Origin of the sequence: Bradyrhizobium sp. WSM1253 (genome assembly GCF_000244935.1) — a bacterium.
Lineage (GTDB): Bacteria > Pseudomonadota > Alphaproteobacteria > Rhizobiales > Xanthobacteraceae > Bradyrhizobium > Bradyrhizobium canariense.
On the sequence record NZ_JH600073.1, the window covers coordinates 4,096,764 to 4,123,690 of the forward strand.

General features: G+C 64.6%; 22 protein-coding genes. 9 read left to right on the top strand and 13 right to left on the bottom strand.

Features of this window, described 5'->3' with window-relative positions; all coding sequences use genetic code 11:
• Positions 1-28: 28 nt before the first annotated feature.
• From BRA1253DRAFT_RS20950 to BRA1253DRAFT_RS20970, 5 genes are all read right to left on the bottom strand, one after another.
• A complete protein-coding gene (locus BRA1253DRAFT_RS20950; RefSeq protein ID WP_007597628.1) occupies positions 29-1,429 on the bottom strand; it encodes a selenium-binding protein SBP56-related protein in 1,401 nt (466 codons plus the stop codon).
• A 307-nt stretch (positions 1,430-1,736) separates the two neighbouring features.
• Positions 1,737-2,678 carry a dihydrodipicolinate synthase family protein gene (locus BRA1253DRAFT_RS20955; protein ID WP_007597629.1) on the bottom strand — a complete coding sequence of 314 codons (942 nt, stop codon included), beginning with the start codon at positions 2,676-2,678 and terminating at the stop codon, positions 1,737-1,739.
• Between the two features lie 124 nt (positions 2,679-2,802).
• Positions 2,803-4,884 (bottom strand): methyl-accepting chemotaxis protein, encoded by a 2,082-nt coding sequence (locus tag BRA1253DRAFT_RS20960; protein ID WP_007597630.1) that lies wholly within the window; start codon positions 4,882-4,884, stop codon positions 2,803-2,805.
• Positions 4,885-5,013: 129 nt separating this feature from the next.
• Complete coding sequence (locus BRA1253DRAFT_RS20965) at positions 5,014-5,784, bottom strand: enoyl-CoA hydratase (RefSeq protein ID WP_007597633.1); 771 nt, start codon at positions 5,782-5,784, stop codon at positions 5,014-5,016.
• A gap of 11 nt (positions 5,785-5,795) precedes the next feature.
• Positions 5,796-6,269 (bottom strand): MarR family winged helix-turn-helix transcriptional regulator, encoded by a 474-nt coding sequence (locus tag BRA1253DRAFT_RS20970; protein WP_007597635.1) that lies wholly within the window; start codon positions 6,267-6,269, stop codon positions 5,796-5,798.
• Positions 6,270-6,477: 208 nt separating this feature from the next.
• Between BRA1253DRAFT_RS20970 and BRA1253DRAFT_RS20975 the strand changes: the two genes are divergently transcribed.
• Positions 6,478-8,199, top strand: a complete 1,722-nt coding sequence (locus BRA1253DRAFT_RS20975; protein WP_007597637.1) for an ATP-dependent Clp protease adaptor ClpS — start codon at positions 6,478-6,480, stop codon at positions 8,197-8,199.
• A 25-nt stretch (positions 8,200-8,224) separates the two neighbouring features.
• On the opposite strand, the gene BRA1253DRAFT_RS20980 is transcribed toward BRA1253DRAFT_RS20975, so the two are convergent.
• From BRA1253DRAFT_RS20980 to BRA1253DRAFT_RS20990, 3 genes are all read right to left on the bottom strand, one after another.
• Positions 8,225-9,886 carry a tannase/feruloyl esterase family alpha/beta hydrolase gene (locus tag BRA1253DRAFT_RS20980; protein ID WP_007597638.1) on the bottom strand — a complete coding sequence of 554 codons (1,662 nt, stop codon included), beginning with the start codon at positions 9,884-9,886 and terminating at the stop codon, positions 8,225-8,227.
• Between the two features lie 77 nt (positions 9,887-9,963).
• Complete coding sequence (serA, locus tag BRA1253DRAFT_RS20985) at positions 9,964-11,208, bottom strand: phosphoglycerate dehydrogenase (protein WP_007597639.1); 1,245 nt, start codon at positions 11,206-11,208, stop codon at positions 9,964-9,966.
• Between the two features lie 99 nt (positions 11,209-11,307).
• The gene (locus BRA1253DRAFT_RS20990) at positions 11,308-12,540 is read right to left on the bottom strand and encodes a rhodanese-like domain-containing protein (RefSeq protein ID WP_035993744.1); all 1,233 of its coding nucleotides are present in this window, start codon (positions 12,538-12,540) and stop codon (positions 11,308-11,310) included.
• A gap of 182 nt (positions 12,541-12,722) precedes the next feature.
• Between BRA1253DRAFT_RS20990 and BRA1253DRAFT_RS20995 the strand changes: the two genes are divergently transcribed.
• Complete coding sequence (locus tag BRA1253DRAFT_RS20995; protein WP_007597641.1) at positions 12,723-13,391, top strand: hypothetical protein; 669 nt, start codon at positions 12,723-12,725, stop codon at positions 13,389-13,391.
• A gap of 57 nt (positions 13,392-13,448) precedes the next feature.
• Here BRA1253DRAFT_RS20995 and BRA1253DRAFT_RS21000 read toward each other — a convergent pair whose 3' ends face one another.
• The 3 genes from BRA1253DRAFT_RS21000 to BRA1253DRAFT_RS21010 all read right to left on the bottom strand — a co-directional run bounded on the left by BRA1253DRAFT_RS21000 (position 13,449) and on the right by BRA1253DRAFT_RS21010 (position 18,121).
• Complete coding sequence (locus BRA1253DRAFT_RS21000) at positions 13,449-14,642, bottom strand: PepSY domain-containing protein (RefSeq protein WP_007597642.1); 1,194 nt, start codon at positions 14,640-14,642, stop codon at positions 13,449-13,451.
• Positions 14,643-14,705: 63 nt separating this feature from the next.
• Positions 14,706-17,030 carry a TonB-dependent siderophore receptor gene (locus BRA1253DRAFT_RS21005; RefSeq protein ID WP_007597643.1) on the bottom strand — a complete coding sequence of 775 codons (2,325 nt, stop codon included), beginning with the start codon at positions 17,028-17,030 and terminating at the stop codon, positions 14,706-14,708.
• A 206-nt stretch (positions 17,031-17,236) separates the two neighbouring features.
• Positions 17,237-18,121, bottom strand: a complete 885-nt coding sequence (locus BRA1253DRAFT_RS21010; RefSeq protein WP_007597644.1) for a dihydrodipicolinate synthase family protein — start codon at positions 18,119-18,121, stop codon at positions 17,237-17,239.
• Positions 18,122-18,301: 180 nt separating this feature from the next.
• On the opposite strand from BRA1253DRAFT_RS21010, the gene BRA1253DRAFT_RS21015 reads away from it, so the two are divergent.
• Positions 18,302-19,714 carry an FAD-binding oxidoreductase gene (locus tag BRA1253DRAFT_RS21015; protein WP_007597645.1) on the top strand — a complete coding sequence of 471 codons (1,413 nt, stop codon included), beginning with the start codon at positions 18,302-18,304 and terminating at the stop codon, positions 19,712-19,714.
• A gap of 8 nt (positions 19,715-19,722) precedes the next feature.
• On the top strand, positions 19,723-20,388 hold the full coding sequence (locus BRA1253DRAFT_RS21020) for a GntR family transcriptional regulator (RefSeq protein WP_007597652.1): 666 nt from the start codon (positions 19,723-19,725) through the stop codon (positions 20,386-20,388).
• A gap of 6 nt (positions 20,389-20,394) precedes the next feature.
• Here the strand turns inward: BRA1253DRAFT_RS21020 and BRA1253DRAFT_RS44550 are convergent, their stop codons facing one another.
• Positions 20,395-20,559, bottom strand: coding sequence for a hypothetical protein (locus BRA1253DRAFT_RS44550; protein WP_007597654.1), 165 nt, complete (start codon positions 20,557-20,559; stop codon positions 20,395-20,397).
• Between the two features lie 265 nt (positions 20,560-20,824).
• Between BRA1253DRAFT_RS44550 and BRA1253DRAFT_RS21025 the strand changes: the two genes are divergently transcribed.
• The 3 genes from BRA1253DRAFT_RS21025 to BRA1253DRAFT_RS21035 all read left to right on the top strand — a co-directional run bounded on the left by BRA1253DRAFT_RS21025 (position 20,825) and on the right by BRA1253DRAFT_RS21035 (position 23,516).
• Positions 20,825-22,846 carry a YgiQ family radical SAM protein gene (locus BRA1253DRAFT_RS21025; RefSeq protein WP_007597657.1) on the top strand — a complete coding sequence of 674 codons (2,022 nt, stop codon included), beginning with the start codon at positions 20,825-20,827 and terminating at the stop codon, positions 22,844-22,846.
• Between the two features lie 87 nt (positions 22,847-22,933).
• A complete protein-coding gene (locus BRA1253DRAFT_RS45310; RefSeq protein ID WP_007597659.1) occupies positions 22,934-23,149 on the top strand; it encodes a type II toxin-antitoxin system HigB family toxin in 216 nt (71 codons plus the stop codon).
• On the top strand, positions 23,136-23,516 hold the full coding sequence (locus tag BRA1253DRAFT_RS21035) for a type II toxin-antitoxin system HigA family antitoxin (RefSeq protein ID WP_007597661.1): 381 nt from the start codon (positions 23,136-23,138) through the stop codon (positions 23,514-23,516). The genes BRA1253DRAFT_RS45310 and BRA1253DRAFT_RS21035 overlap by 14 nt, the downstream gene beginning before the upstream one ends.
• Before the next feature lie 91 nt (positions 23,517-23,607).
• On the opposite strand, the gene BRA1253DRAFT_RS21040 is transcribed toward BRA1253DRAFT_RS21035, so the two are convergent.
• Positions 23,608-24,858: an MFS transporter gene (locus BRA1253DRAFT_RS21040; RefSeq protein WP_007597662.1), complete on the bottom strand. Its 1,251-nt coding sequence runs from the start codon at positions 24,856-24,858 to the stop codon at positions 23,608-23,610.
• A gap of 141 nt (positions 24,859-24,999) precedes the next feature.
• On the opposite strand from BRA1253DRAFT_RS21040, the gene BRA1253DRAFT_RS21045 reads away from it, so the two are divergent.
• Together BRA1253DRAFT_RS21045 and BRA1253DRAFT_RS21050 are read left to right on the top strand one after the other, a co-directional pair.
• Positions 25,000-25,458, top strand: a complete 459-nt coding sequence (locus BRA1253DRAFT_RS21045; RefSeq protein WP_007597663.1) for an Rrf2 family transcriptional regulator — start codon at positions 25,000-25,002, stop codon at positions 25,456-25,458.
• A gap of 27 nt (positions 25,459-25,485) precedes the next feature.
• Entirely contained in the window at positions 25,486-26,169 is a 684-nt protein-coding gene (locus BRA1253DRAFT_RS21050) for a class I SAM-dependent methyltransferase (protein WP_007597664.1), read from the top strand.
• The last annotated feature ends 758 nt before the right edge of the window (positions 26,170-26,927 follow it).

The window sequence follows — 26,927 nt, forward strand, 5'->3', positions numbered from 1 at the left end:
AGCCAGCCGAGGCTCGCGTGTGCCCAATCTAGGCCGACGGGTAGCAAAAGGAGTCCGTCGAACAATCACCGCCCTCCAGCCTGATCTGGTGCGCACGATATCCGTCGGGGAAGCTCACGAAGTAGTTCTTGTCGAGCTCAAGGCCGCCATTGCGACCGACATTGGCCATGACTTCCACACCCGGAACGCCATCGGGATAGAACTGGTCATCCCAGGTGGAATAGAGCGAATTGGTCCAGTACACCCGCCTGCCGTCGCGGCTGATCTCGACCATCTGCGGGCCGGCCGCAAATGCCTTGCCGTTCGGATGACGGGTGCGGCGCGCGATGCCGCCGATGTGAACCGAGCCCGCAAGCTTCGGCTTTCGCGGATTACTCACGTCGTACTGGCGCATCTCACCCGTGCCCCAGCACGAGACGTAGAGAAAACGATCATCCATCGACAGGTCGATGTCGGTCACCAGCGGCGGCACGGCGCCAAAGCCCTGAAGCAGCGGCGGGAGCTTCTCCTTTGGCGCAGGCTCGGACGGGATCGTCGCCGTCTTCTCCGCATGGAATTTTCCGCCTTCGCGCCACCAAGTCCAGATCGAGGCTTCGAGATTCGTGGTGTCGACCACAACGCCTACGAAGCCGTATTCGCGAACCGGATCGTGCGCCGGCCGTACCTCCAGCGCCATCTGATGATTGGCGCCGAGGTCGATGGTCTGCACGTTGCGACGGGCGCGAAGATCCCAAAAGTGGAGACGATGGCCATATTTGTTCGCCAGCAGATCTTCCGCGACGATTCCGTTCTCGAACTGCGGCGGCAACGCCCATTCACTCGTCACCATGTAGTCGCGCGGCAGGTTCCACCAGAAATCATAGTGCAGCGTCTGCGGACCGCGGTCGATCTCCCATCGTCCAAGGACCTCGAACGTCTCGCAATCCATGATGAAGACGCCTGGAGGCCCGTTAGTGCCGTCCTTGCCGCCGCCGCCGAGCGTGCTCACATAGACGCCGTCCGGCCCGCAATGGATGGTATGCGGCCGCGAATAGCCGGTCTTTTTGAAAACTTCCTCGGGCTCGATGATTTTGTGGATTTTGGCTTTGGTCGGATCGGGCTTGGTATCGATGATGTAGATCCGCGACGAGCGCAGCCCGGGAATGATGAGATAGCGCCGCTCGATGAAGGCATGCCCAGTGAGCGGCGACAAGGCGGAGGAGCAGGCATTCCAGCCGAAGTGATGAAACTCATCGCCCTTGTTGGGCATCGTCACGGTGTGGACGATCTGGCTGTAGGTCGGCGATCCCGGCTTGACGTCGATGACCGCGAGAGCATCCGGTTTTGAGAAATCCGGACTGAGCAGCAACGTGTAGGCAAAGTTCTCCGCAGGAGCTTCCATCGCAAGCTTGGGCGATGCGTGAAAGGTGGGATCCGGCCTCATCGTCATGGCACTGCCTCCCTGTCTCGTTGGTTCGCACCAACCTGGTTCGGAATAGCGGCATAATGAAGAGTTGTTGCGCGATGTCTTGATATGCTCCGCGGGCCTGGTTGGCGAGCGAACAATATGTCATCGCCGGGCTGCGCGAAACCGCCCGAACCGCGTTAATTCGACGCTTTCAGCCGGCGGGATCAGGCCAGGGCGCGCACCTCACAGCGCGCCTCACACTCAGTGTCGTCCCGGCCTAGTGCGCAATCGCGCACGGGAGGCGGAACACATAACCTTCGGGCGCGCTTGTCCAGGACGCCGGCAGAGGCTACTTCCCCCACCGCAGCGCCAGCGCATCCCGTTCTTTCGCGAGCTCCAGCAGCCCGGCCCGCGTCGCCGGGTGCAGCGGCTGGAGCGGATGCCGCACCGTGTCCGACTTGATCACGCCGCCGGCCTGCATCATCGCCTTGCAGGCGATCAGGCCGCATTGGCGGTTTTCGTAATTGATCAGCGGCAGCCAGCGTTCGTAGGAGGCCTTCGCCTCTTCACGCTTGCCGGCGAAGTAGGGATCGACAATCTGGCGGATGCCGTCGGGATAGCCGCCGCCGGTCATCGCGCCGGTGGCGCCTGCATCGAGATCGGCGAGCAGCGTGATCGCTTCCTCGCCGTCCCAGGGACCTTCGATATCGCTGCCGCCCGCCTCGATCAGGCTACGCAGCTTTGCAGCCGCGCCCGGCACCTCGATCTTGAAATAGCGGATGTTGGAGAAATCGCGCGCCAGCCGCGCGAGCAGCTCGACCGACAGCGGCGTGCCGGCGACGGGCGCATCCTGGATCATGATCGGAATCTTGATTGCGCCCGACAGCACCTTGAAGAATTCGACCACGCCTTTCTCGGGCACGCGGAAGGTCGCGCCGTGATAGGGCGGCATGACCATCACCATGGCGGCACCGGCCGCCTCGGCCTGCTGGCTCCGCGCGGCGCAGACGGCCGAGCTGAAATGCGTGGTGGTGACGATCACGGGAACCCGGCCCGCGACATGCTCCAGCACTGCATGCATCACGGTCTCGCGCTCGGCGTCCGTGAGCACGAACTGTTCGGAAAAATTCGCGAGAATGCACAGACCGTTCGAGCCTGCGTCGATCATGAAATCGATGCAGCGGCGCTGTCCCTCGAGGTCGAGCTCGCCGCGCTCGTCGAAGATGGTGGGCGCGACCGGGAACACGCCGCGATAGGGGCGCTGGGCCTTGTGTTGAGGCGTGACCGGCATCGAACTCTCCATCCCTGATATCTCTTACATCTGCCGCGACGCTCGCGCCGCGTCACAGATGTACCCGCCGCGCGCATCGGCGGCAATGCCGATCGCGCGACGTAGGGACGGAAGATTGTCGAAGCTATGCGGTCCTCACCGCGCCCAAAAAGCCCTCGACCGCGACGCGGAGACGATCGGCATCGGCGGACATTTTCGTCACGGACACCGACAGGACCGAACCGGCATTGCCTGTCTCCTGGTTGAGCCTGGCGACGCTGCCGATGGTGTCGGTGACCTCGCGGGTTCCCTGCGCGGCCTGCTGGAAGTTGCGGGAGATCTCGGTGGTGGCCGCGCGCTGCTGTTCGACGGCGGCGGCGATCGCCGTCATCTTCTCGTCGATGCCGCTGATCGCGCCGCCGATCGCGCGGATGGCAGTGACCGCCTGGCCCGTCGCGCCCTGGATCTCCGCGACCTGGCGGGAGATCTCTTCCGTCGCCGTCGCCGTCTGCGAGGCGAGGCTCTTGACCTCGCCGGCAACCACGGCGAAGCCGCGGCCGGCCTCGCCCGCGCGCGCGGCTTCGATGGTGGCGTTCAACGCCAGGAGATTGGTCTGCCCTGCGATGGCGTTGATCATCTTCACGACCTCGCCGATGCGGCCAGCGGTCTGATCGAGGATCTCGACCGTCGCATTGGTCTGCGCTGCCTGCGACACGGCCTCGCGGGCCTCGCGGGCGCTGGCCTGCACCTGCGCGGAGATCTCGCCGACGGACGCCGAGAGTTCTTCGGTCGCGGCCGCGATGGTCTCGAGATTGTTGGTGGCCTGTTCGGCGGAGGACGAGACCGCCGCGGTCTGGCTGCTCGATTCCGTAACCAGCGAGCGCACGTCGGTCGCGGTGGCATCGAGTTCCTTCGTCGAGGCCGCAACGCTGTGAATGACGGCTTGCACGGTGTCGTCGAAACTGCGGCAAGCCGCATCGACGGTGCCGGAGCGGGCGAGCTGGAGCGCCTGCTGCGCTTCGCGCTCCCGGCCCAGGCGTTCCGCGGTCGCCGCGCTCTCGCGCAGGCTTTCGAGTGCGGCCGCCATGGTGCCGAACTCGTCGGGATACCTGGATTGCGGGACGGGCGTTGCGTAGTCGCGGGCGCTGATCTTGGCGATGGCGTCCACAATGGCGCGCACCGGGCGCATGAGGCGGTTGCGGACCACGTACACGCCGGCCAGGGTCACGGCCAGCGCGAGCAGGAACGCGAGCGACTGTACGACGAGATTGGTGAGCGCCTTGGCCTGCACCGTTTCCGCCCGGACGATCGACTGGTCGAGCGCCTTGTTCGCCACCGCGACGATGGACGCGAAGGGTGACTGACACAGCGTATTCCATTCCGCGGCGGGCATCGCGGGCTTGCCGCTGCCGTCAAAATTTTTCGTGAGGTCGCCGATCTGCTTGAGGGCACCGTCGGTCGTGGCCTTTGCGTCCGTCGCTGCCGTCACCAGCTCTGCCGCCACGTCCGGCGCAGCCAGCAACTCGGCCATGCCCGCCCAGCCGGAGGCGATCGTGCCATCCCATTGCGCCACTGACCGCTTCTGAGCGTCATCGAGCGGCTTGCTGGCGTTGACGTTGGAGCGAAGGGACGAACAATGGATTCCATAACGATCGCGCACCTGCCAGGCGAAGCGCCGAACCTGGATCATGCGGGCGATGAAGGGGTCGTTCATCCAGGCACGGTTCGAGACCGCGGTGGAGGCGAGATTGGCCGTGTCGATCACCTTGGTGACGGCATCATACCAGGAGTTGGTGCGCTCGATCTTGCGCTCCGCGCGCGGGCGCTTGGCTTCATCGTAGAACAGCTGGAATTGCGGCGAGGCGGCGCTCCAGCCCTGCTTCAATGTGCCAGCGAGTTCGTCGCGGCGGGCGAAATCGACGGTGGCGAGCGCTGCGCCAATCGCGTCGTACCCCCCCTGCTCAGCCTTTTCCACCTCGCCGAGTTTTGCCCGCGGGTCGTCCTCGCCGAGGATTGCGCTCTGCGCATCGCCGCGATTGTGGCGCAGCGCCAGCACGCCCTGGAAGATCGCCTTGTCGGCGGCGGCGAGCCGCGCGGTCTCCAGGCTGTCGCTATAGCGGCCGAACGCCCCAACCATCTGGATCGCCGTAGAGGCCAGCGCACCCGCGGCCAGCAGGGCCATCAAGGTCAGGAGAAGCGAACTTACCGATTTCTTAAACATTGCCATGGTGTCGGGGGCCTGAGGTCGGGGGCCTATTCTTCGGGCACCACCTTGCCCCGCGACATGCCAATGTTCCGTTAAGGTATTAATCGAATGGGCGTGAGTTTCCGGCCCAAGGAGCCCCGGCCCCGGCCATCACGCAACCTTGGTGAAATCCGGCGGGCGGCGTTCCGCGAACGCCGTGAAGGCCTCGCGCGCCTCGGCGGTGCGCAGGCGCAGTCCGAACTGCTCGCCTTCGGCATTCATCTGCGCGACCAGCGCCTCGCCATTGCGCATCAGCTTCTTGGTGGCGGTGAGCGCGCCGGCCGGCTGACGGGCAAGACGCTGCGCCAGCGCGAGCGCCTCGGCATCGAGCTTGTCGAGCGGCACGACGCGGTTGGCGAGCCCCCATTCCAGCGCGGATTTGGCCGGCACCGTCTCGCCCAGCGCGAACATCTCGTAGGCCCGCGCGTAGCCGATGCGCGCCGGCATCAGCAGGCTAGAGGCGGCTTCCGGCACCAGCGCAAGGCTGACGAAGGGAGTCGACAATTGCGCGTTGTCGGCGAGTACGACGAGGTCGCAATGCAGCAGCATCGTGGCGCCGACGCCGACGGCGCGGCCCTGCACCGCGGCAACCAAGGGCCGGGTGCAGCGCGCCAGCGACTGGATGAAGCGCACGACGTTGCGGCTTACTTCCGACTTGCCCGCTGCGACCGCCGCGAATTCGCCGACGTCGTTGCCGGCAGTGAACATGTCGCCTTCGCCGCGGATCAGGATCACGCGGGCCGACGCATCGGACTCGGCGGATTCGATGGCATCGGCAAGCTTGCCGTACATCGCATCCGTCAGTGCGTTCTTCTTGTCGGGGCGCGCCAGCGTGAGCGTAAGAATTCCGCCGTCGTTCTCGATCCGGACGTGCTCGGTCATCGGTCTCTCCTCTATTCCTCTGGATCTTTCGAAAGCTCTCTTGAAAGTTCTCTTGGAAACTTGTCCTGAATGCTGGTCAGCCAGCGCGCGACGATATCGATCTCCGCACTGGTGAATCCGTCCGTCAAGGCCGCGTTGACCTGTGCCGCGTTGGCCTTCGCCTGTGCGAGCGCTGCACGGCCCTTCGGCGTCAGCCAGACGCGCCAGGCGCGCCCGTCCTCGCGATCGGCCCGTCGCTCGATCAATTTTGCAGCCGCCGTGCGATCGACGAGGCCGGAGATGCCGGCCGGCCCCAGATCGAGCGCCGTGCCCGCCTCGCCCATCAGCACGCCGTCCCGCTTGCCGAGGATGAACAGGAGTCCTGCCTGCGCCGGCGTGACCTCGCTCGAAGGCTGCGTCGCCATCCAGCGCTGCAAGCGCCGCTGCGCAACGCTCAGCAGGTAGATCAGCCGATGATGCCCCGCGCCGGCTTCTTTATTTCGCATGCGAAATAGATAGTCGAAGCGGTTCAGATTGTCAAAGAGCGGCGGCTAGGTCGATGTGCCGCGGCAGTCGTCGAGGAACAGGGCCGCACCGGCGCACCAGGACCTCAGCCACCAATCGCAATTAGTCGCCGCCGCCCCGCTTGACGGTCGCTTCTTTTTGTGTTCCCTATTCGTTCTATTCAATCATAGATTGTCCCGGAGACCTTTCGTGTTGAACAGTATGCGTGGCGAGAACCAGCCGACCCAGCTCGTAATTCATAATGACGATGATACGCCGGACCAATTCGTGATGGATCTGCTTCGGCAGGTCTTCGGCAAATCAGATCGTGAAGCGACCGCGCTGATCACTCAGATCGAGCAGAAGGAAAAGGCGGTTTGCGGACCTTACCCTCAATCGGTTGCCGAAGCCCTTTTCAAATCTGCGCAACAATCCATCGGCTTGGCCGGCCATCGACTGCAGGTCACGCTTGAGGCCGTCAAGACTCCTTGCGAACTCTGCGGGAAGCCTGAGGGACAGATGGACGTGCGTATCGGCGACCGCACGGTCTGGCTGTGCAGCGACTGCATGCGTGCGGCGGATGAGCCCTCGAACGAACAAGAGGAAGATTTCGACTTTGCTTGCGACGTTCTCGATTGGCACCTTGCCAGCACCGCGCGCAGCAAACTCGTGACCACGATCCGCCAATTTCCCGGCCACATGCGGGTCGATCTCCAGGCCGCAGTCGACCGGCTCTTCGGCAAGGCCATCCGGCTGGTGGGATTGAACGAGGAGCAGCGCTACGAAACGCTGTCGATTCCACGGCTGCTCAAGGAGGGCCGCTATGCGATCGCGATTGCCCCGCTGCAATATTCCGACGTCGACGTAGGCGAGAAGAGCCCGGTCAAGTGTCTGGATAACGGACTATGGCTGTGTGAGCAGGATCATCTCCGCTATGCGGTTTTGCTCTGCGCACACCGCGAATACAGTCGCGAGCCCGGAATTCGAATCGAGATCCTGGTGCCTTCAGGTTCCGCAGGCGCGGCTCTGGTCCAGCAATGCTTCAGTGAATTGGAAGAAGCCGTACAGGCTGCGCGGACCTATCGCGGCAAGATCCTGTCGCTCGATGCGGACTCCGACTATCGCGGTCGCTCGCGCGGCATCACGGTGCATCGCTTGCCGCAGGTGTCGCGCGACGAGGTGATCCTGCCGGAGCAGACCCTGCGGCTGCTCGATCGCAACGTTCTGACCTTCGTCAACACCCGAGACCAATTGCGCCGGTTGGGCCAATCGACCCGCAAAGGCATCTTGCTGTACGGCCCGCCGGGCACCGGCAAGACCCACACGATCCGCTATCTCGCAACGCATTTGCCCGGGCATACGACGCTGATCATCACGGCCGAACAGATCGGTCTGCTCGGCGCCTATATGAGCCTGGCACGGCTGCTCCAGCCGTCGATGGTGGTGATCGAGGATGTCGATCTCATCGCCCGTGACCGCGATGACATGGGGCCGTGTGAGGAATCCATGCTGAACAAGCTGCTCAACGAGATGGACGGGCTGAAGGAAGATGCCGACATCCTGTTCGTCCTGACCACCAACCGGCCGGAGGACCTCGAAGGTGCTCTCGCGGGTCGCCCCGGCCGCATCGACCAAGCCATCGAAGTGCCGCTACCCAACGAGACCGGCCGCGGCAAGCTGGTCCGGCTCTACGGCAAGGGACTGCCGCTCGACGAGGCGGTCATCGCAGAGGCTGCCCGGCGTAGCGACGGCACGAGTTGCGCCTTCATCAAGGAGCTGATGCGGCGGCTGGCGCAAGGAAGCATTGCGCGGGACGGCGGCAACACCGTGGTCTCCGCCGATATCGACGAAGCCCTCGACGACATGCTGTTCTCCGGCGGCCGGCTTAACGCGCAGCTGCTCGGCGGCGCGCAGGCAATGGCCACCGGGTGACGCTTCCTCCGACGTGGTGCGCCTGCTACGGAGCGCACATGAAGCTCGACGCCTCCGTCAGCGGGCCGCTCTTGTAGTGCGGCCAGGCCGGCCAGCGGCACAGCGGCAGCGCGCGAAGCGTCGCAAACGACGGCGCCTCGACCTTCTGCTCGGCGACTTCCAAATCGCCGGGCGCCTTGCCCTTTTCGACCCAGTCGACCAGCGCGCTCAGCATGTCGACATTGGCCGGCGCGCCGGATCCGACATGGTCGACGCCGGGCGCGGTGTAGAGCCGCGCGAATTCAGCCGTCTCGGCCTTGCCGAGCTTACGTTCGACGTTCTCGAAATAACGGATGCCGGCATAGGGGCTCTGCGCGTAGTCCGCCATGTGCTCGAGCATGATCAGCCGGCCGCCGCGAGCGCGGAAGCGGCTGAGATCGGGGTCGGTGGAATCCATCAGGCTGGAGACCTCGAGCAGCCGCGCCTTGTGCTGTTCGGGCTTGTACGTCGTCACGTCGAGCTTGGGATCGCGCGCGAACACATATTGGATGCCGCCGGCACCGTAGATCCAGGCGATGCCGTTATTGGGCGTGGGTGGCTGCGCCGGGGGCGCCGTGCCGAGCCACCACGCGACCCAGCCGCCGGTCGGGCCAACCGCCGGCGTGTCCTCGCCCGACACGCCCCAGCCCGGATAGTCGTCGAGGCCATTGGCAAGCGCGAACGGGAATTTGTAGGTCGCATGCAGGGTCTCGATCGCCTTGATTTGTGCGTCGGTGAGGCACTGATCGCCGGTCTTGCCGCTGGCGCAACGCAGCGTCTCCGCCTTGAACGCTGCCTTGCAGGATACAGGATCCTGCACCAGCGCGTCATCGGAGCCATCGGCCTTGTCGCAAGCCGCGCGCACGGCATCGCCCACAAGCTTCACCTGCGCCGGGTTGATCCAGCCGTCACCCATGGTCACGAGCCCGGAACGCGTGCCGGCATGCTGAAGGCCGACCCAGTTGATGACAGGCACGCGAGCAAAGATGCCGTCGAAATCGTCAGGATAGCGCTGTGCCATGGTGAGGCCTTCGCGGCCGCCTTCGGACGAACCCATGAAGTACATCTTCTCAGGTCTCTTGCCGTAGGCGCGCTGCATCAGCGTGACGGCGGCATCGCGCACCTTCTTGTAGGCGCGATGGGCGAAATTCTCGAAGGCTTCGTCGTTGAGCGCGAACAGCTGCGGCGGTTCGCCCGGCTTGGACTCATGACCGGAATCGGTGCCGTAGGTGACGAAGCCGCGCGCGAGCGGCGACGGCTTGTCGAAGGGATAGGCCGGCGGCAGCGTCAGGCCCGTGATCAGCACGCCGTTGAATCCGCCGCCGCCATATTGCAGCGAGCGGCCGTTCCATTCGACGGGCAGATTGACCTGAAATTTGATCGGCGGCGCCTTGGGATCGCTGGGATCGATATGGCCGAGCAGCTTGCAGAAGCCGGGATTGGCGGGCGTGACGCGCTGCGACGGCGTCGGGCCGCGTTCGGCGACGGCAAGCTGCGACGGCGCCAGCAACGTCGCCGAATCGATCTTCACGGCGTCGATGCCGCCGACGAGGCCCTTGCAGACGGTGTCCGCATCCTCGGCCAGCGTCGCCGCTGAAGCCGAATTCGCGCCGAGCACGCCCGCTGCGCCCACCAGCAATGCGCACAGTGTCACATGGATTTGCGCCATCGTTTCCCCCTGAGTTTCTGTTCGTTCTGCCGGCAGGCCGCATTCAAGGCGCCCTGCGGCCGGTCGTCAATGCAGTGCTAGTGCTCAAACACCAGCCGCGCGCCGACGGTCCCCTCGAGGCTGCGGATCTGCTGCAGCAGCGCGCCTGAATCCTGGCCGCCGAGGTCGGCATCGAGCACGACGTAACCGAGGTCGCCCGAGGTCTCCAGATACTGCGCGGCGATGTTGATGTCGCGCTGGAGGAAGACCTCGTTGAGCCGGCGCAGCATGCCGGGCACGTTGCGATGGACGTGGCTGAAGCGCGCGCCGGAGGGACGCAGATGCAACTGCACCTCCGGAAAATTCACCGCCCCCGTGGTCGAGCCGGTGATGAAAAAGTCAACCAGCTTGCGCGCCACCTCGCCGCCGATGCGCTCCTGCGCCTCCTCGGTCGAGCCGCCGATATGCGGCGTGAGGATGACATTGCCGAGGCCCTGCACCGGGCTCTTGAAGCGGTCCGAATTCGAGGACGGCTCGACCGGAAACACGTCGATGGCGGCACCCGCGAGATGACCGTCGCGCAGAGCCCCCGCCAGCGCATCGAGATCGACGACGGTGCCGCGGCTGTTGTTGATCAGGAGGGAGCCGGGCTTCATCGCCCGCAGCTCCTTCTCACCGATCATCCCGGCGGTCTCCGGCGTCTCCGGCACGTGCAGGCTGACGACGTCGCTCTGCGCCAGCAGCTCTTCCAGCTTCTCGACCGGCTCGGTGTTGCCGTGGCGGAGCTTGTCGGTGCGGTCGAAATAGATCACGCGCATGCCGATCGCTTCGGCCAGCGTCGAGAGCTGCGAGCCGATATTGCCGTAGCCGATGATGCCAAGGGTGCGGCCGCGCACTTCGCGGCTGCCGGTCGCCGACTTGTCCCAGCCGCCCTCATGGGCCGACACCGAGCGCGGGAAGATGCGCCGCAGCAGCATCACGATCTCGCCGATCACGAGCTCGGCGACGCTCCGCGTGTTCGAGAACGGCGCGTTGAACACCGGAATGCCGCGCTTGCGCGCCGCCAGCAGATCGACCTGGTTGGTACCGACGCTGAAGCAGCCGACGGCGAGAAGCTGGTCGGCTGCTTCCAGCACCTCATCGGTGATCTGGGTGCGCGAGCGAATGCCGAGCAGCGACACGCCCTTGAGCGCCCGCCGCAAATCCTCGCCGTCCAGCGCCTTGGTCAGGCGCTCGACATTGGTGAAACCCGCCGTTCTGAACAGGTCCACGGCGCTGTCGTTGACGCCTTCGAGCAGCAGCGCCTTCGCGCTCCGCTCAGGGCTTTGGCCTGGGACTGGCATGAAATCTCCGTGGGTCACAGCTTCGCCGCAGCTCATAGACCGCGGGGGATGCGCAGCACAATAGGGTTCGGATACGGGGAGAAGATGGCGGAGCGGTCGTCAGATCACATAAAACCCGTGCGTTCCGTCAAGCCGCAACTGATCGACCAGACCATACTCCCAGTCGAGATAGGCCTGCATCGCGCGCTCGTCGACGCCGGTGCCCTCATAGGGGCGGCGGTAGCGGTGGGCTGGGTCGGGCTTGGGCAGGACGTGCGGCGGACCGATTTCGAGTGCGCCGTCATAGCCGCCTTCCCGCACATAGACCTCCCAGCCCATCTGCGCGAGCCAGGACGCCGTCATGTCGGCGCGGACGCCCCTGTCGTCGGTCAGCACGACGCGCGCGCCGCGCACTGGTGCTGCCATATCGGTCTCCTGGACGAGCTGGCCGCCAGGATAGTGGCGAAACCCCGGGAGATGACCTGCGGCATATTCCTCCGCGTCACGCACGTCGAAGCGATAGAGCGTGCGATCGGCCTGCGCGACAAGCGAAGTCATCTCGCTCGCGCCGATATGGCGGACACCGGCGCGATAGGCGACGTCGCGCGCATTGGCCGGGCCGCCCTCGAACGGTCCGATTGCGCCACGCCGGTCGGCACCATGGTCGAGCGTATGCCGCGCCAACGTCCAGCCGATGGTGCCGTTGCGCAGTGCCCGGACTTTGTTCGGCACGCCGGCATTGATCAGCGATTGGGTGCCGATGATCGAGCGGGTGCGGCCGGCGCAATTGACGATGATGGTGGTCTCGGCATCGGGTGCCGCCTGCCCTGCCCGCAGCACCAGCTCCGCGCCGGGCACGCTGACCGAGCCCGGAATGTTCATGGTGGCATATTCGTCGAAGCGGCGAACGTCGAGGATGGCGATGTTGGCCTTGTCCGCGATGAGTTTTGCCACCTCGTCGGCACTGAACGACGGCGTATGCCTGCGCGATTCGACCAGCTCGCCAAAGGCTTTTGAGTAGGAGTTGACGTCCTCGAACACCTGATAGCCCGCGTCGCGCCAGGCCTTCAGCCCGCCATCGAGCGCGCGGACGTTGGTATAGCCGAGCGCGGCCAGCCGCTCGGTGCCGGCAGTGACCAATCCCTCGCCGTCGTCATAGAGCACGATCGGCACATTTTTGCGCGGCAGCCTGACCTCGGCTTCGATCTCGATCCGATCGGCGGCCAAATTGGCGGCGAACAATGGATGTCCCGTCGCGAGACCAGCCTCGTGCCTGAGATCGAGCAGCGCGATCTCCTCGCGAAGCAGCAGCGCGCGGCGAATGTCGGCGGGGGTGACGGTGGTGAGCTTCATGGGGTAGGCAACCTTGGGAGACTTGAACGGGACTGGTTCTTGAATGATTGCCGGCCGGTTGGCCAGCCCGATCCGGGGCATGGCCCCGCCCGGCGGCGCGCCCGCCCTGGCCCCTCGCTGAAAAATCGTTTCGTATGCCGCGCTTGGGGGCTAGAGTTTCCAAATCGTCTGGGGGGCGCAATATGAAAATGTTGAAATTCCTGGTGATATTTCTGGCGCTTCCGGGCGTCGCCATGGCCGCGCTCACCAATGCCGAACGCAAATCGCAATTCGAGCGGGCAATGGCCTCGATCATGGCCGCAGCGACGCCGGCCGTACACCCAACGCTTCGCGACACGCTGATCAAGGACTATCTCGCCTGCAAACCCAACAAGGGACAGGCCGTGGAGCTCATCCGCGCAAGCTATTTTCGCTCCTGCGAGCATGAAGACCCGTCTGTCACCGGCGACCGCTCGCTCGAAGCGTGTCAGCTCCGCTACGGCAAGCCATGCGCCCTGCTGGCCGTCAACGAGGAAATCGTCGCCGAAGGCGAGCTCGCGTCGAGAGACATGCCGCGGCTGCACTATGCAGGCAAGTACGACTTGTCGCAGATTCCGATCATCCGGCGGATCACGCGACAGCGCCCTGACGTGCAGAACTACGACAAGGCCATGGAGCCCAAGGCGATCGCGATCCATCCCGGGGGCAAACTATTCATCTCGGCAGGGGATCCCAGCCTGAAAGACGCCCAGACCTCCGCGTTGGCGAAATGCAACAGCGATCCCGCGCGGAACGGCCGAGATGGCGGCTGCTTCGTCTACGCCATCAACAACGACATCGTCATTGACGAACGGCGCATGCAGGCGAAGTGACATGAGGGCGGCAGGTCAGCCGGGCGACCCCAAGCCGTGTCGAAGCAGTTCGTCCGTTCACTCGCCCGGCACGAGCCGGCCGAGCCGCGGCTGCACAGGGCGCCGCATCCTGCGGCGCGACAAATAGAGCAGGACGCCGGTGACCGCGAACAGCGGCATCAGCGCAGCCGCGACCATGAACGCGAGCTTGCCGGGCCAACCCAGAATCGCACCGCGGTGGATGTCGAGCACATTCGCGATGATCTTCTCGCCGAACGTCTTGTCGGCGTAGCGTTCCGCAGAGACCAACTGACCGGTCACGGCGTCGATGCGGAGTTCGTCGCGGGTAGTATCGAGGGTGGAGTCTTTCCCCCAGGACCGGATCCGTATCACCGTGCCCGGACCGGCGGGCAGCGTCAGTAACGCCTTGGAGAAGCGGCTGCCCTCTTCGTGCAGGAAGGCGGCCCACGCGCGATCAAAGCCGATCGGCTGCGCCGTCTCGCCGGCGCCGGTGGCACGCGACGCCTTTGTGGGCATCTTGGGCTGCATCTTAGCGGCGGCGACTTGCGGCCGCGACAGCAACCAGACGACGCCATCCTTGTACCAGTCGAACGAGTACCAGAGCCCGGTGAGCGTCATCACCAGATAGACCGGCAGGACCCAGGTGCCGATCACCGCATGCAGCGACCGATGCAGCCCGCGCCCGCTGAGCCGGACATTGGGCTTCAGCCACATCTTCACGCTGCCTGCACGCCGCGGCCAGCGCAGCACCAGTCCCGAGACGAGCATCACGATCAAGCCGAGCGCGGCCACGCCCGTGATCTGACGCCCCCAGCCCTTGGCGTCGCCGGGAATCAACAGCCAGCGATGCAGCTTGCGCACGGTCGCGAAAAACTCTTCGCCGCGCGGTGCGCCCAACACGCGCGCGTCATAGGGATCGACATAGAGCGAGGACGGCCGCGCGCCTCGTTCGTCGCGGGCGAAGCGCACATGCACCGCGGCGGACGGATCACTTGCTAGCGTCACGGCGGAGACCTTGCCGACATCCTGCGCCGCAGTCAGGCGCGCAACCAGTTCGTCCGGCATCAGCGCCGCTGCCTGGCGCGGCGCGACCTGCATGATGCCGCGGTTCAGATAGTCGCCGATCTCGTCCTCGAAACTCATGATCGCACCGGTCAGCGCGATCACAGCGAGTAGCAGCGCGAGCGCGAGGCCCGCGATGGAATGGACCTGAAGCAGAACGGCCTTGATCGCGCGCCAGCACTCATGCATCGGCGCCGGCCCTTCTGGTCTGCACGACCGGGAAATCGGCTTCCTCGCGCCACACCGTCATCGCTAGAACTTCACCGTCGCCGACAGGGATATCCTGCGCGCGTCGCCGATCGCGACGTTCAGAGCGTTTCCGGTGGTGGACGTATAGTAGACCTTGTCGAACAGGTTCTTGACGTTGAATTGATAGGTCACCGGCAGATTGTCGATCTTGGTGTCGTAAGTCGCAAAGATGTCCGCGACGGTATAGGCCGGCAGGAAGAACGTGTTGAGGGAGTCGCCCGGTCGGTCACCGACATAGTGCGCGCCGCCGCCGAGCCGCAGACGTCCGGGCAGCGCATCGCCGAAATCATAGACGAGATAGAGCGAAGCCGTGTTCATGGCGGCGTTCAGGAGCTTGGCGTTACCGACAGCGGGATCATTGATCAGCCGGGCATCGGTATACCCATAACTTCCGATCAGGCTCCATTGATCAGTCAGTTTGCCGGTCACGTCCAATTCGACGCCGCGCGACTTGGCCGCGCCAGAGGCGCGCGCCGCCGACTTGCCTCCGCCGATGTCATCCAGCACCAGGACATTCTTCTTCTGGATGTCGTAGACGGCCAGGGTGCCCGACAGCCGCTTGTTGACATCGAACTTCAGACCGGTTTCCCATTGCGTTCCTTCTTCGGGCGCGATGGTGGAGTCTACGACAAAGCCGGAGGTGAACGCTGCGATGACCGATGTCGGCTTCAACGACTGCGTATAGCTCACGTAGTAGGAGAGCTGATCGTTCAGCTTGAAGATGACGCCGCCGAGCGGCAGCACCTTGTCACCCGCCAAATTAGTGTTTGTGATGAAGTTCGGCCGGCCTTTTCCGGCGAGCTGCTCGTATTCCATCCAGCGCACGCCTCCGACCACGGACAGCCAGTTGGTCAGATGGAAGGTGTCCTGAGCGAAGAAGCCGCGGGTGCCGAGCTTGTCGGTCTGTTCGCTGTCCGTTGGCGAAACAGCCGTGCCCGGCGAGATCAGTCCGTAGACCGGGTTGTAGAAATTGAAGCTCGGGGTCGCCTGACGGATCAAGTCGTGGCGATCGATCGTGCGATACAGCGCCTCGCCACCGAACAGGATCTCGTTGCGGAAGCCGCCCACCCAGACGTCACCCTGTAAATAGGAGGTGCCGTAACTGGCGTTGCTCAGCGAGTTCTGGGTGCCGTCATTGCTGCGGGTCTCCACACCGCTCTTGGCGTTGACGCCGGTGATGCGAAGCTGATTGGCGCTATATGTTTCGGTGTTGTAGCTATAGGCCGCCGTGACCTTCCAATTGTCGTCGAGCTTCTGCTCGACCGAGGCCTGCACCAGGTCGGAGGTGCCCCACATGTTGTTGAAGGGCTCGTCGAGCCGGCGCGTCTTCGGGATCGCCAGCGGAGCGCCGTTGACGAACGCGGTGCCGCGGTCGAACGGAGTGATGAATTCGCGGTGCTCATAGGTGAGCTGGACCGTCGTGGTGTCGCCGTACCAGGCGAGCGACGGGTTGACCAGCATTTCCCTGTGGCGGCCGAAATTGCGCCAATAGTCCTCGCTGACGCCGTAGCCGATGAAACGATAGGCGAGACCGCCGTCGCCGATCGGACCGGTGATGTCGAGCGTGCCGTCAGCGCCGCTGCGGTTGTTCGCGAAGGTCGAGCCGAGCAGCGTGACCGAGCCGTGCTGATAGAGCTCCGGACGCTTGCTGATGGTGTTGACGATGCCGCCGGGATCCATGATGCCGTAAAGCAGCGAGGCCGGCCCCTTCAGCACCTCGACGCTGTCGACGGCTGCATTCAGGCTGCGCCCCTGCACCAGGGGCATGCCGTTGCGCATGATCGAGCCGTCGCGGTTGTCGCCGAATCCGCGACGGATCACGGCGTCCTGGGTGCCGGCGAGCGTGTTGGTCTGGGTGATGCCGGAGATATTGACGAGCGCATCGTCGATGTTGCGCGGAAGCTGGTCCTTCAACACTTGCGCAGGGACGACGTTGACGGCCTGCGAGGTGTCGAGCGGCGAGGCGCCGCTGCGCAACGTGGTTGCGCTCGGCATCGCGCGGTAGCCGAGCTTGGCGGCCTGTTGCGCGGCGGCTTCCGCGGCGGCGCGCTCCGAGAGCGTCGGCGCTGCGGGTGCTGGATTGTGATTGCGCTGGCGCGCGGCGGTTTGCGTGCGGCGCGGAGACTGGTCCGATGCACGCGCCGCTTTCGGCCGCGGAGCCGGCGCTTCCACCGTCACCGGCGGAAGTGCGGATTGGGCCTGCGCGGTCGCCGAGCTGGAGAGAAATTCGGCGAGCAGCACGGCCGCTCCAATGAGAAGACCCGCGCGGCTCTCGCCGGCAAGCGTTCGACGGCCGCTGACGCGCTGGCCGTCCAGATAGACACGCACTTTCGATTCACTTCCAAGTCAGACGCAGAAGCTGGCGCGTCTAACAGACGCTGTTCGTGAAGAGAACCGCAAGCGAACTTGAATCGCTCTAGTGTTGAAGGGTTCTAGATTCCGATCCCGCTGTTCGGCAATCTTCGATTGATTGCGCAGCGAGCGCGACACGCAGCGCGCGAATTTGCGGCAACGTGTCGCGGTTTTGCGCGATCTCACGCGATGGCGGGAGCCGTCAGCTCGTCGAGCTTCCGCTTGAGCACGGTGCCGTCGGATAAGGCCCGGAGCGGCGGCCGCACACGCAGCCAGCTCGCATCGCCCGTCTGTGCCGCGAGGATGGCTTTCAGCGTCGTGAGGAAGGATGGCGATTTCACCACGATGTCCACGGCAGCCTGCATGCGTGCTTCGACATCCTTGCCGTCGATCATGGCCTTGACCAGCTCCGGCGCGATGTTGGCCATGCCGCAGATGGTGCCGGCGCCGCCGGCGGCGATCGCGCGGGTGATGTCAACCTCGTTGCCGACGGTGATGGCGAGCTCAGGAGCGGCGGCGCGGAACGCCTGGAACTGCTTGAAGTCGCCGCTGGAGTCTTTCAGGCCTGCAACGACCTTGCCGTGGCGCTTGCGCAAATTCGCGGCGACGCTCGTCGGGATCGCGACACCCGAGATCTGCGGGATATGATAGAGGTAGGCGCGCAGGCGATCGTCGGCGACGCCGTCGAGGATCGCCGCAAAGGCATCCTCGATGCCTTCAGGGGTGACGCTGCGGTCGAAGTAAGGCGGCAGATACAGCGCGTGACGCAGACCGAGGCCGAGCACGGCGCGCGTCAGTGCGATGCTGTCGCTGATCGCGGGGAAGCCGCCGCCGATTCCAATTCGGTCCGGCGCGACGCCGGCCTTGAGCACGGCCTCGATGGTCGCGACCCGCTCGGCGACATTGAACGAGGTACCCTCGCCGGTGGTGCCGAACAGCACGACACCGTCGACGCCCTTGCCGAAGAGTTGCTTGGCGTGGGCCGCGAGCTTGGCGGAGTCCACGCTGCCGTCGGCGGCAAGCGGCGTCGCCGACGCCACCCAGAACCCGCGAATTGCCTCCGTCATCACACCATCCGTTGCTGTGGCTTCGGACCACGCCTCTGATCTCGGACGATCGAACCAGGGGCTTGGCAAGCCTTGTTTTTGCTTTACTTTCCGCCTTGTACCTTACATACAACAAAGGCGCAAATCCTTTCCATCGTCATGGCGCGCATGACACGCAGCCAGATTCCGAGGAGGTCTCGCATGGACATGGTGACCCCCGTCGAGCGGCCCGCCCAGTTGCTTAGCGCCTTGCGCGGCAGGCTCGGCGCCGCAGCCGTGCTTGTTGGCACCGACGTGCCCGCGCGCAATTGCAACGACTGGAGCGCGAGCCTGCCGCAAACGCCGCTCGCGGTAATCCGCCCGGTCGACGCGCAAGGCGTTGCGGATGCGATCGCGACTTGCCGGCAGGCACATCTGCCGTTCGTGCCGCAGGGCGGATTGACCGGGCTGTGCCGCGGCGCATCGCCTGAGGCAGGCTGGGTCGCGATCTCGCTGGAGCGCATGAGCGGCATCGAGGAGATCGATCACGCCTCGATGACGATGACGGTGAAAGCAGGCACGCCGCTTCAGACGATCCAGCAGGCGGCCGACGAAGCCGGCTTCTTCTTTCCGCTCGATCTCGGCTCGCGCGGCTCCTGCGCGATCGGCGGCAACCTCTCGACCAATGCCGGCGGCAACCGCGTGATCCGCTACGGCATGACGCGCGAGCTGGTGCTCGGGCTCCAAGTCGTGCTGCCCGACGGCACCATCATCACCAGCCTCAACAAGCTGATGAAGAACAATGCCGGCTATGACCTGAAGCATCTGTTCATCGGCTCGGAAGGCACGCTCGGCATCATCACCCGCGTGGTGCTGCGGCTGTTTCCAAAACCGCGCTCGACCATGGCCGCGCTCTGCGCGCTCGAGGACTATGCCGCGGTGATCGCGCTGCTCGGCGCCGCGCGAAGCGGGCTCGGCCCGCTGCTGTCGGCATTCGAGGTGATGTGGCCGGACTATTGGGACGTCATTACGACTCGCGCCGGCGTCAAGCCGCCGGTCGCCACAGGCCACGGCCTCTACGTGCTAGTCGAAGCGCAAGGCACCGACGAGAGCCTCGACGCACCGCGGTTCCAAAGCTGGCTCGAAGAGCTGATGGAGCGCGGCCTGCTCGCCGACGCTGCCGTGGCGCAATCGCTGGGGCAGACGCAGAGCTTCTGGCGCGTGCGCGACATCTGCGCCGAGTTCGGCCAAGTGCTGGGGCCGCACATCTCCTACGATATCGGGCTCGCCGTGGCGCGGATGGACGAGTTCGTCACGCGCTGCAAGGCCGCGCTGGCGGACGGCATCGACGGATGCGAGAGCGTCTATTACGGCCATATCGGCGACGGCAATCTGCATCTCGTCTCCTGGGTGACCGGCCTTGCCGTCGAGCAGCAGCCGAAGGAAGCGATGGACGCGATCATCTACGGTCTCGTGCGCGAGATGGGCGGCAGCGTCTCCGCCGAGCACGGTATCGGCACCTTGAAGAAGAAGTGGCTGGGTCATGCCAGGAGCGAGGCCGAGATCGCGCTGATGCGGACGTTGAAGGCCGCGCTCGATCCCGATCATCTGCTCAACCCCGGCAAGGTGATCTGAGAGAGCCGATGCGATCGCTGAAGCTCGATGCACCGAAATCGCTGTCGCAGCGGGTGATGCAGCGGCTGCGCCAAGCCATCATCGACGGCGAGTTCGCGCTCGGCGCCGCCATCTCCGAGGAGATGGTGGCCAACTCCTTCGGCGTCAGCCGCACCCCGGTGCGCGAGGCGATGGGCCAGCTGCAGGCGCAGGGCCTCGTCGTGATCCGGCCGCAGGTCGGCAGTTTTGTCTTCACGCCAAGCGCCGAAGACATCACCGCGCTCTGCACTTTCAGGATCGCGCTGGAGCCCAAGGCCGCCGAGCTCGCCTTCCACCATGATCGCGAGGGTGCGACCGCGAGGATGAGCGAGGCGATCACGGCGATGGAGCCGGCGATTGCGGCCCGGGACAATATCGCCTACGGGCGCGCCGATGCCGCTTTCCACGAGGCGCTGTTCGCCCATTGCGGCAACCACTATCTCGCCGAATCCTATCAGCTCGCATCCAGCCGCGTCGCTGCACTCCGCACCAATTTGACTTCGCCGATCGACGTGCGCACCCGCACGTCCTTCGACGAGCATCGCAAGCTGCTCGATCTGTTCGCGCGCGGCGAGTTTGCCGCCTTCGCGACGCTGATGACCACGCACGTCACCAATTCGGGCGTGGTCTACGCAAGAGCACTGCAGGTGGATTGAGCGCTGCTACCGCGCACCTTTCGTGCCGGGCCTGTCCAGAAAATCCAGCGCGGTGTTGATCTGTTCGAGCTGGTGCTCGATTTTGTCGCGGTCCTCGACCGTGGGCGCCTTCTCGAGCTGCTCAACGAGCTTCTGCTTTCGGAGCAGCAAGTTCTCTATGACTGTACTCACGGCTCCCCCATCCGCCCGAGGCGAACATCGAGGCGATACTAGACCCCGGGCGCGAGCGCGCGCCAGCCGGGCCGGCGCAAACCCTGCATCAGAATGTTCGCGAGGGCAGTTGGTTCCTGCGTGTGACCCGAGAAGGTGCACACAGCTGATGGCTGCGTTCGCGAACGGTTAACGCGTCGCACGCCTGGGCTGCCGGCCACGGAACCGGATCTTTCACGTGCCCGTCGGTTGTATTCGCCGTCCCGGAGTCCTATGCGTATGCGCCATGGACATCCAGATCATCGCCGCCGAAAAACCCCTGATGGCCCAGGCACGCCCGCGCAAGCCGGCTCCGTTCCTCCCGATGAGCCGCGCCGAGATGGATGCGCTCGGCTGGGATGCCTGCGACATCGTGCTGGTGACCGGCGATGCCTATGTCGACCACCCCAGCTTCGGCATGGCCATCATCGGCCGGCTGCTGGAGGCGCAGGGCTTTCGCGTCGGCATCATCTCGCAGCCGGACTGGCATTCGGCCGAGCCGTTCAAGGTATTGGGCAAGCCAAAAGTGTTCTTCGGCGTCACCGGCGGCAACATGGACTCGATGGTGAACCGCTACACCGCGGACCGCCGCATCCGCAGCGACGATGCCTATACCGCGGGCGGCGAAGGCGGCAAGCGGCCGGACCGCTGCACCGTCGTCTACGCGCAGCGTTGCCGCGAGGCGTTCAAGGGCGTCCCGGTCGTGCTCGGCGGCATCGAGGCGTCGCTGCGCCGGATCGCGCATTACGATTACTGGTCCGACAAGGTGCGCCGCTCGGTGCTGGCCGACGCCAAGGCGGACCTGCTGCTCTACGGCAATGCCGAGCGCGCCGTGGTCGAAGTGGCCAACCGTCTTGCCGCCGGCGAAGCGCCGCGCGAGCTCGACGACATCAGGGGCGTCGCGCTGTTCCGCCGCGTGCCTGAGGACTATGTCGAACTGCACGCCGACGATCTCGATTCCGCCGACGAGGGCGCTTCGCGGACGAAAGGCTTGACCGTGATCCGGCTGCCGGCGCTGGAGCAAGTCGAGCAGGACAAGGAAGCCTATGCGCGCGCGTCACGCGTGCTGCACCGGGAGAGCAATCCCGGCAATGCGCGACCGCTGGTGCAGCGCCACGGCGATCGCGACCTCTGGCTCAACCCGCCGCCGATCCCGCTGACCAGCGACGAGATGGACGCGGTCTACGATCTTCCCTACGCGCGCGCTCCGCATCCGTCCTACGGTGACGCAAAGATCCCGGCGTGGGACATGATCAAATTCTCGGTAACGATCATGCGCGGCTGTTTTGGCGGCTGCACCTTCTGCTCGATCACCGAGCACGAGGGCCGCATCATCCAGAACCGCTCCGAGGGCTCGATCCTGCGCGAGATCGAAAAGATCCGCGACAAGACGCCCGGCTTCACCGGCGTCATCTCGGACATCGGCGGTCCCACCGCCAACATGTACCGGATGGCGTGCAAGGACCCGAAGGTCGAGGCCGCGTGCCGGCGGCCGTCCTGCGTCTTCCCCGAGATCTGCCCGAACCTCAACACCTCGCACGACGATCTGATCCGGCTCTATCGCAAGATGCGCGAGACCAAGGGCATCAAGAAGGTGATGGTGGCCTCCGGCGTGCGCTACGACCTCGCGGTCGAGAGCCCCGAATACATCAAGGAGCTCGTCACCCATCACGTCGGCGGTTATCTCAAGATCGCGCCCGAACATACCGAGCGCGGGCCGCTCGACAAGATGATGAAGCCCGGCATCGGCGCCTACAACCAGTTCAAGCGGATGTTCGATGCGGCGGCCGAACAGGCCGGCAAGAAATACTATCTGATCCCGTATTTCATCGCGGCGCATCCGGGCACGACCGACGAGGACATGATGAACCTCGCGCTGTGGCTGAAGAAGAACCGCTACCGCGCGGATCAAGTGCAGACCTTCCTGCCCTCGCCGATGGCGACGGCCACCGCGATGTACCACACCGGCGTCAATCCCTTGCGCGGCGTGCGGCGCGGCGGCAGCGACAAGGTCGAGGCGATCAAGGGCCTGCGGCAGCGCCGTTTGCACAAGGCGTTCCTGCGCTACCACGACCCCGACAATTGGCCGGTGCTGCGTGAAGCCCTGAAAGAGATGGGCCGCGCCGATCTGATCGGCTCCCGCCCCGACCAGCTGGTCCCCGCGCACCAGCCACCCGGCACCGGCAAGGCCGCCGGCACACGGCGGCCGGTTCGTCCCGGCGACAAGACGCAGCGGTTCACGACCAAGAATCTGCGGGTGATGAAGTAGCGGACCGGATGATGTCCGGTTCATCCTCGCACCGTCGTGCCCTCAAACCAAAAAAGTCGAAAAACAACCCCATGCACAGTAACCGGCATGAGCGGGATCAATGACTTAGACGGTTACGAAGCATTGATCCGGCGACCAGAACAACGACGACACCACAGCTACGGGGAATTCGTCGCGAACGTCCGGATTGCACCCATCGTTGCAGTCGATTTCGAGAAGAGCATCGTGTGGATCAAGTGGATCGGCACGCACCGGGACTACGACAAGGTCGATGTAAGGGAGGTTCGGCATGGCGGCGACTGAGATTAGGCCAATTCGGACGAAGCAAGACTATGATGGCGCACTCAAGGAGGTGGAGCGCCTCTGGGGCGCGAAGTCCGGCACACCCGAAGGCGACCGTCTGGATGTGCTCGCGACGCTGATCGATGCATACGAGGCCGAGCATGATCCGATGGATCCGCCCGATCCTATCGAGGCCATCAAGTTTCGCATGGAGCAGCAAGGGCTGACCCGGCGGGACCTGGAAGAGATCATCGGGACACGCACCCGCATCGCCGAGGTTCTGAACCGAAAGCGCGGGCTGTCGATCACGATGATCCGCCGCCTCCATGAACGTCTTGGAATTTCCGCAGACGTTCTGATCCGACCGAGCCGTAAAAAGGCGGCGTGACGACTTGCGGATTTTAAGACGCGTTCTTGGCCCGTCGGGCAAAACAGGCGCAGAACGGCATCATCGAACGCATTGGCCATTGCGCGGCGTTTCAAGCCGCATCGGCTCGGAGGCGCGACTGGCGCCCCGCCCAAAATGCGCAGATCGCCAATCCCTGCACCAGCGCCGCGGCAACATAAAAGCCGGGCGTGGCGCCCGTACCGGCCGGAAGCCATTCCCGGATCAAACCAAAGACCGCCGGCGCAAATGAATAGGCGCCTTGCGACATCGCAACAATCAGCGCGACCACACGCGGCACGTCGTCCGGAGCGAATTCGAGCTGCGCAATCAGCGGCGGAAGGAACGTCCCGTTGCCGAACCCGAGGCCGAACAAGACAACACCGAGGATCAACAGCGGAATGTTCGTTCCGGCCGCGGCAATGAATGTGATCGTGCCGGCGATTTGAACGGCGTAGCTGGCGCAGGCAACCAGCCGCCGGTCGATGCTTTCAGGCATGAGCCAGCCCAGCAGCGTCCGGCCGGCGATCGCCATGACGCCGATCAGTCCCACCACCGGCCCAGTCCATTGCGCACCGAGCGCAGGCAGCAGCAGCGAGAAGAGATGTGCGGTCAGGCCGATCTGTGCGAACAGCCCCAGGCTCATGCCAGCCGCGAGCGTCAGGAATTTGCGGTCCCGCCAGAGCGGCGATCCCGGCAGCGGCCGTGCGCACTTCGCCGAGACAGTCTCTTCGGCCGGGGCCGCGCCGTCCGGCATCGATCCGGTCTGCTCCGGCGCGCGCGACAGCACAGTGCTCGCAAGCAGCCACACTACCACGACCAAGATCAGGCCGATGGCTGCTGCTGCAACGGCAAACCCAAGCTTGGCAATGGCCGCAGCCCAGAGCGGCGAAAAGATGATCCCGCCGACATTTGCGCCGTTATAGGCGACCGCGAGTGCCGCGGGACGACGACGGACGAACCAGGGCGACACGATGGCGTTGACCGCGGCCACGCCCATCGTCACCCACCCTGCACCACTCAACACCGTCGCGCCGAACAATTGCCACGGCGTCGCTGCTATCGCCCATCCAAAGACGCCGACGGCCAGCGACAGCGCCCCGGCCTTTGTGACAGCCGGAATGCCGAAGCGCCGATAGAGCGTCGGCAGATTGGCCGTCACGATCGATCCCGCCAGGAAGTGCACGGTGACGGCCGTCGAGACCAGGGCCAGCGGCCATCCGTGGGCTTCGCGAATGGCACTCAGGAAGATCGGCGGCCCATAGAAGCCGAACCCCAGGCCGAGAACGGCGAGACCGAACGCCGCGGCGACAACGCGCCATCCATAGAACGTTCCGCTTCGCATCGTCGTCAGCCGCCTGAGCTTTGCGACGAGATTCTGCACAGACCTGGCGGCGCGCAGTTCGCTTCCGGTCGAAGCGTGAGATCGGAAGGCTCGCGCCGAAATCGCTTGACCTGAATGAAATCATGTAACATATAAAGTTACATGAAACGAGACAGTCGATTATCGGGCGTGCTGCACGTCCTGCTGCACATGGCACAGCAGCCTGGTCCCTTCACGTCCGAGACCCTGGCAAAAGCAATGGATACCAACCCGGTGGTGATCCGGCGGATCATGGCCGGGCTTCGGGACCTTGGTTACGTCCGCTCCGAAAAAGGCCACGGCGGCGGCTGGACGTTGGCTTGCGACCTCGCGAAGGTGACGCTGCGCGACGTCTACATCGCGCTCGGCAGTCCCTCGCTTCTGGCGATTGGTAACCGGACGGAGGCGCCGGGCTGCCTCGTCGAACAGTCCGTCAATGCCGCCCTCGATCAGGCGTTTGGCGATGCGCAGGCGCTGCTGCTGTCGCGCTTTGGCGAGGTAACGCTGGCGATGCTGGGCGACGATCTGCGCAAGCGCCTCGGCTCGCGAAAGCTTCAGGGCATGAGCGCGCATGGCGCGTGATTGGCCCATTTCAGCAAGGACGACATCATGACCGACGTTCAGAACGTGTTTTCCGATCCGCAAGCGGTGGCGAGATACACCGAAGGACCGCCACGGTTCGTCCCCGGCTACAATGCCATGCTGTCCATGGCGGCGATCCTACTGGCCGAGCGCGCGCGTGACGATGCACGGATTCTCGTTCTCGGAGCCGGCGGCGGCCTGGAGCTGAAGGCTTTTGCGCAAGCGCATGGAGGCTGGAGCTTCGATGGCGTCGATCCGTCCGCGGCCATGCTGGGGCTAGCGAGGCAAACCCTCGGATCGTTCGCGCCACGTGCGCGTCTTCATCAGGGCTACATCGACGACGCTCCGGAAGGCCCGTTCGACGGCGCCACCTGCCTGTTGACCCTGCACTTCGTCGATGTCGAAGAGCGACGCCGTATCGCCTCGGAGATCCGCCGCCGGCTCAAGCCGCGCGCGCCTTTCGTGGTCGCGCATTTGAGCGCGCCCAATGGCGAAGAGGAACGCCCGCTGTGGCTCTCGCGATACTCCGCGTACCTCGCCGCGTCCGGCGTCGAGCCGGATCAGGCGGCGGCCGCGCGGAACGCCGTCACCAACCATCTGGAAATCCTCGCGCCCGCGCAGGATGAAGCGATTTTGCGGCAGGCCGGATTCTCGGACCCGACGCTGTTCTATACCGGCTTCACTTTCCGCGGCTGGGTCGCCTACGCCTGAGGCGTCACGGCAACACGGGCCGGCGTCAATACGACGCCGGATGCGCCAGGGAGCGTAGTCATAAACCCGATAGCTCGCGAAGTCGGCGGTATCCGTTCTCTCGCGAAACCGGACATGGCAGTTCGCCTTTGCGAGTCAGCAAGGGGGCAAAAGCGACGTTGGCGGGATCGAACTGGTTGCGCGATATTTTATGCAACCTTTGACGGCCACAACACTATATGGAAAGAAGCGGCCAGTCAGGGGTCCTTCCTCACTGTCGCTGAGAAAAGGAAGATGCGCATATTTTGGATTGGATGCGGACTTATCGCCGCTCTCACATTTGTCGTCATTCCTTATGTGTCAGATGATCAATGTAGAAAACGATGGGAGCCGATGAAACAGAAGGCTTATTGGGACTGGCAGGCCGGGTGCGTGGTGAATGTTGGAGGTGCTCTCGTTCGTGAAGAGAACGTTCAGATCGGCCCCGCGATAAAGTTCAATCCGCCGAGATCGAACTAGGCCCAGCTTTACTTTGCACCAACGCTCATCGGGCAATTACGGACAACGACCCGATTTGCGAGGAATAGGTCAGCCACCGAGAACGCACGACGAATAAAGAGTCCTGAATGTCTGCCTTGGGTCAAAATGCGAAGAATTGAACCTGAGCAGATCCAGTCCGCCGTGCCTCACCAAGCGGACCTCAACGCGGTGCGCCGCTATTTCGCCGATGGGCCAGAAGCCGACTCGTTCGTCGACCGCAGCCTGCCACGACCATCAAA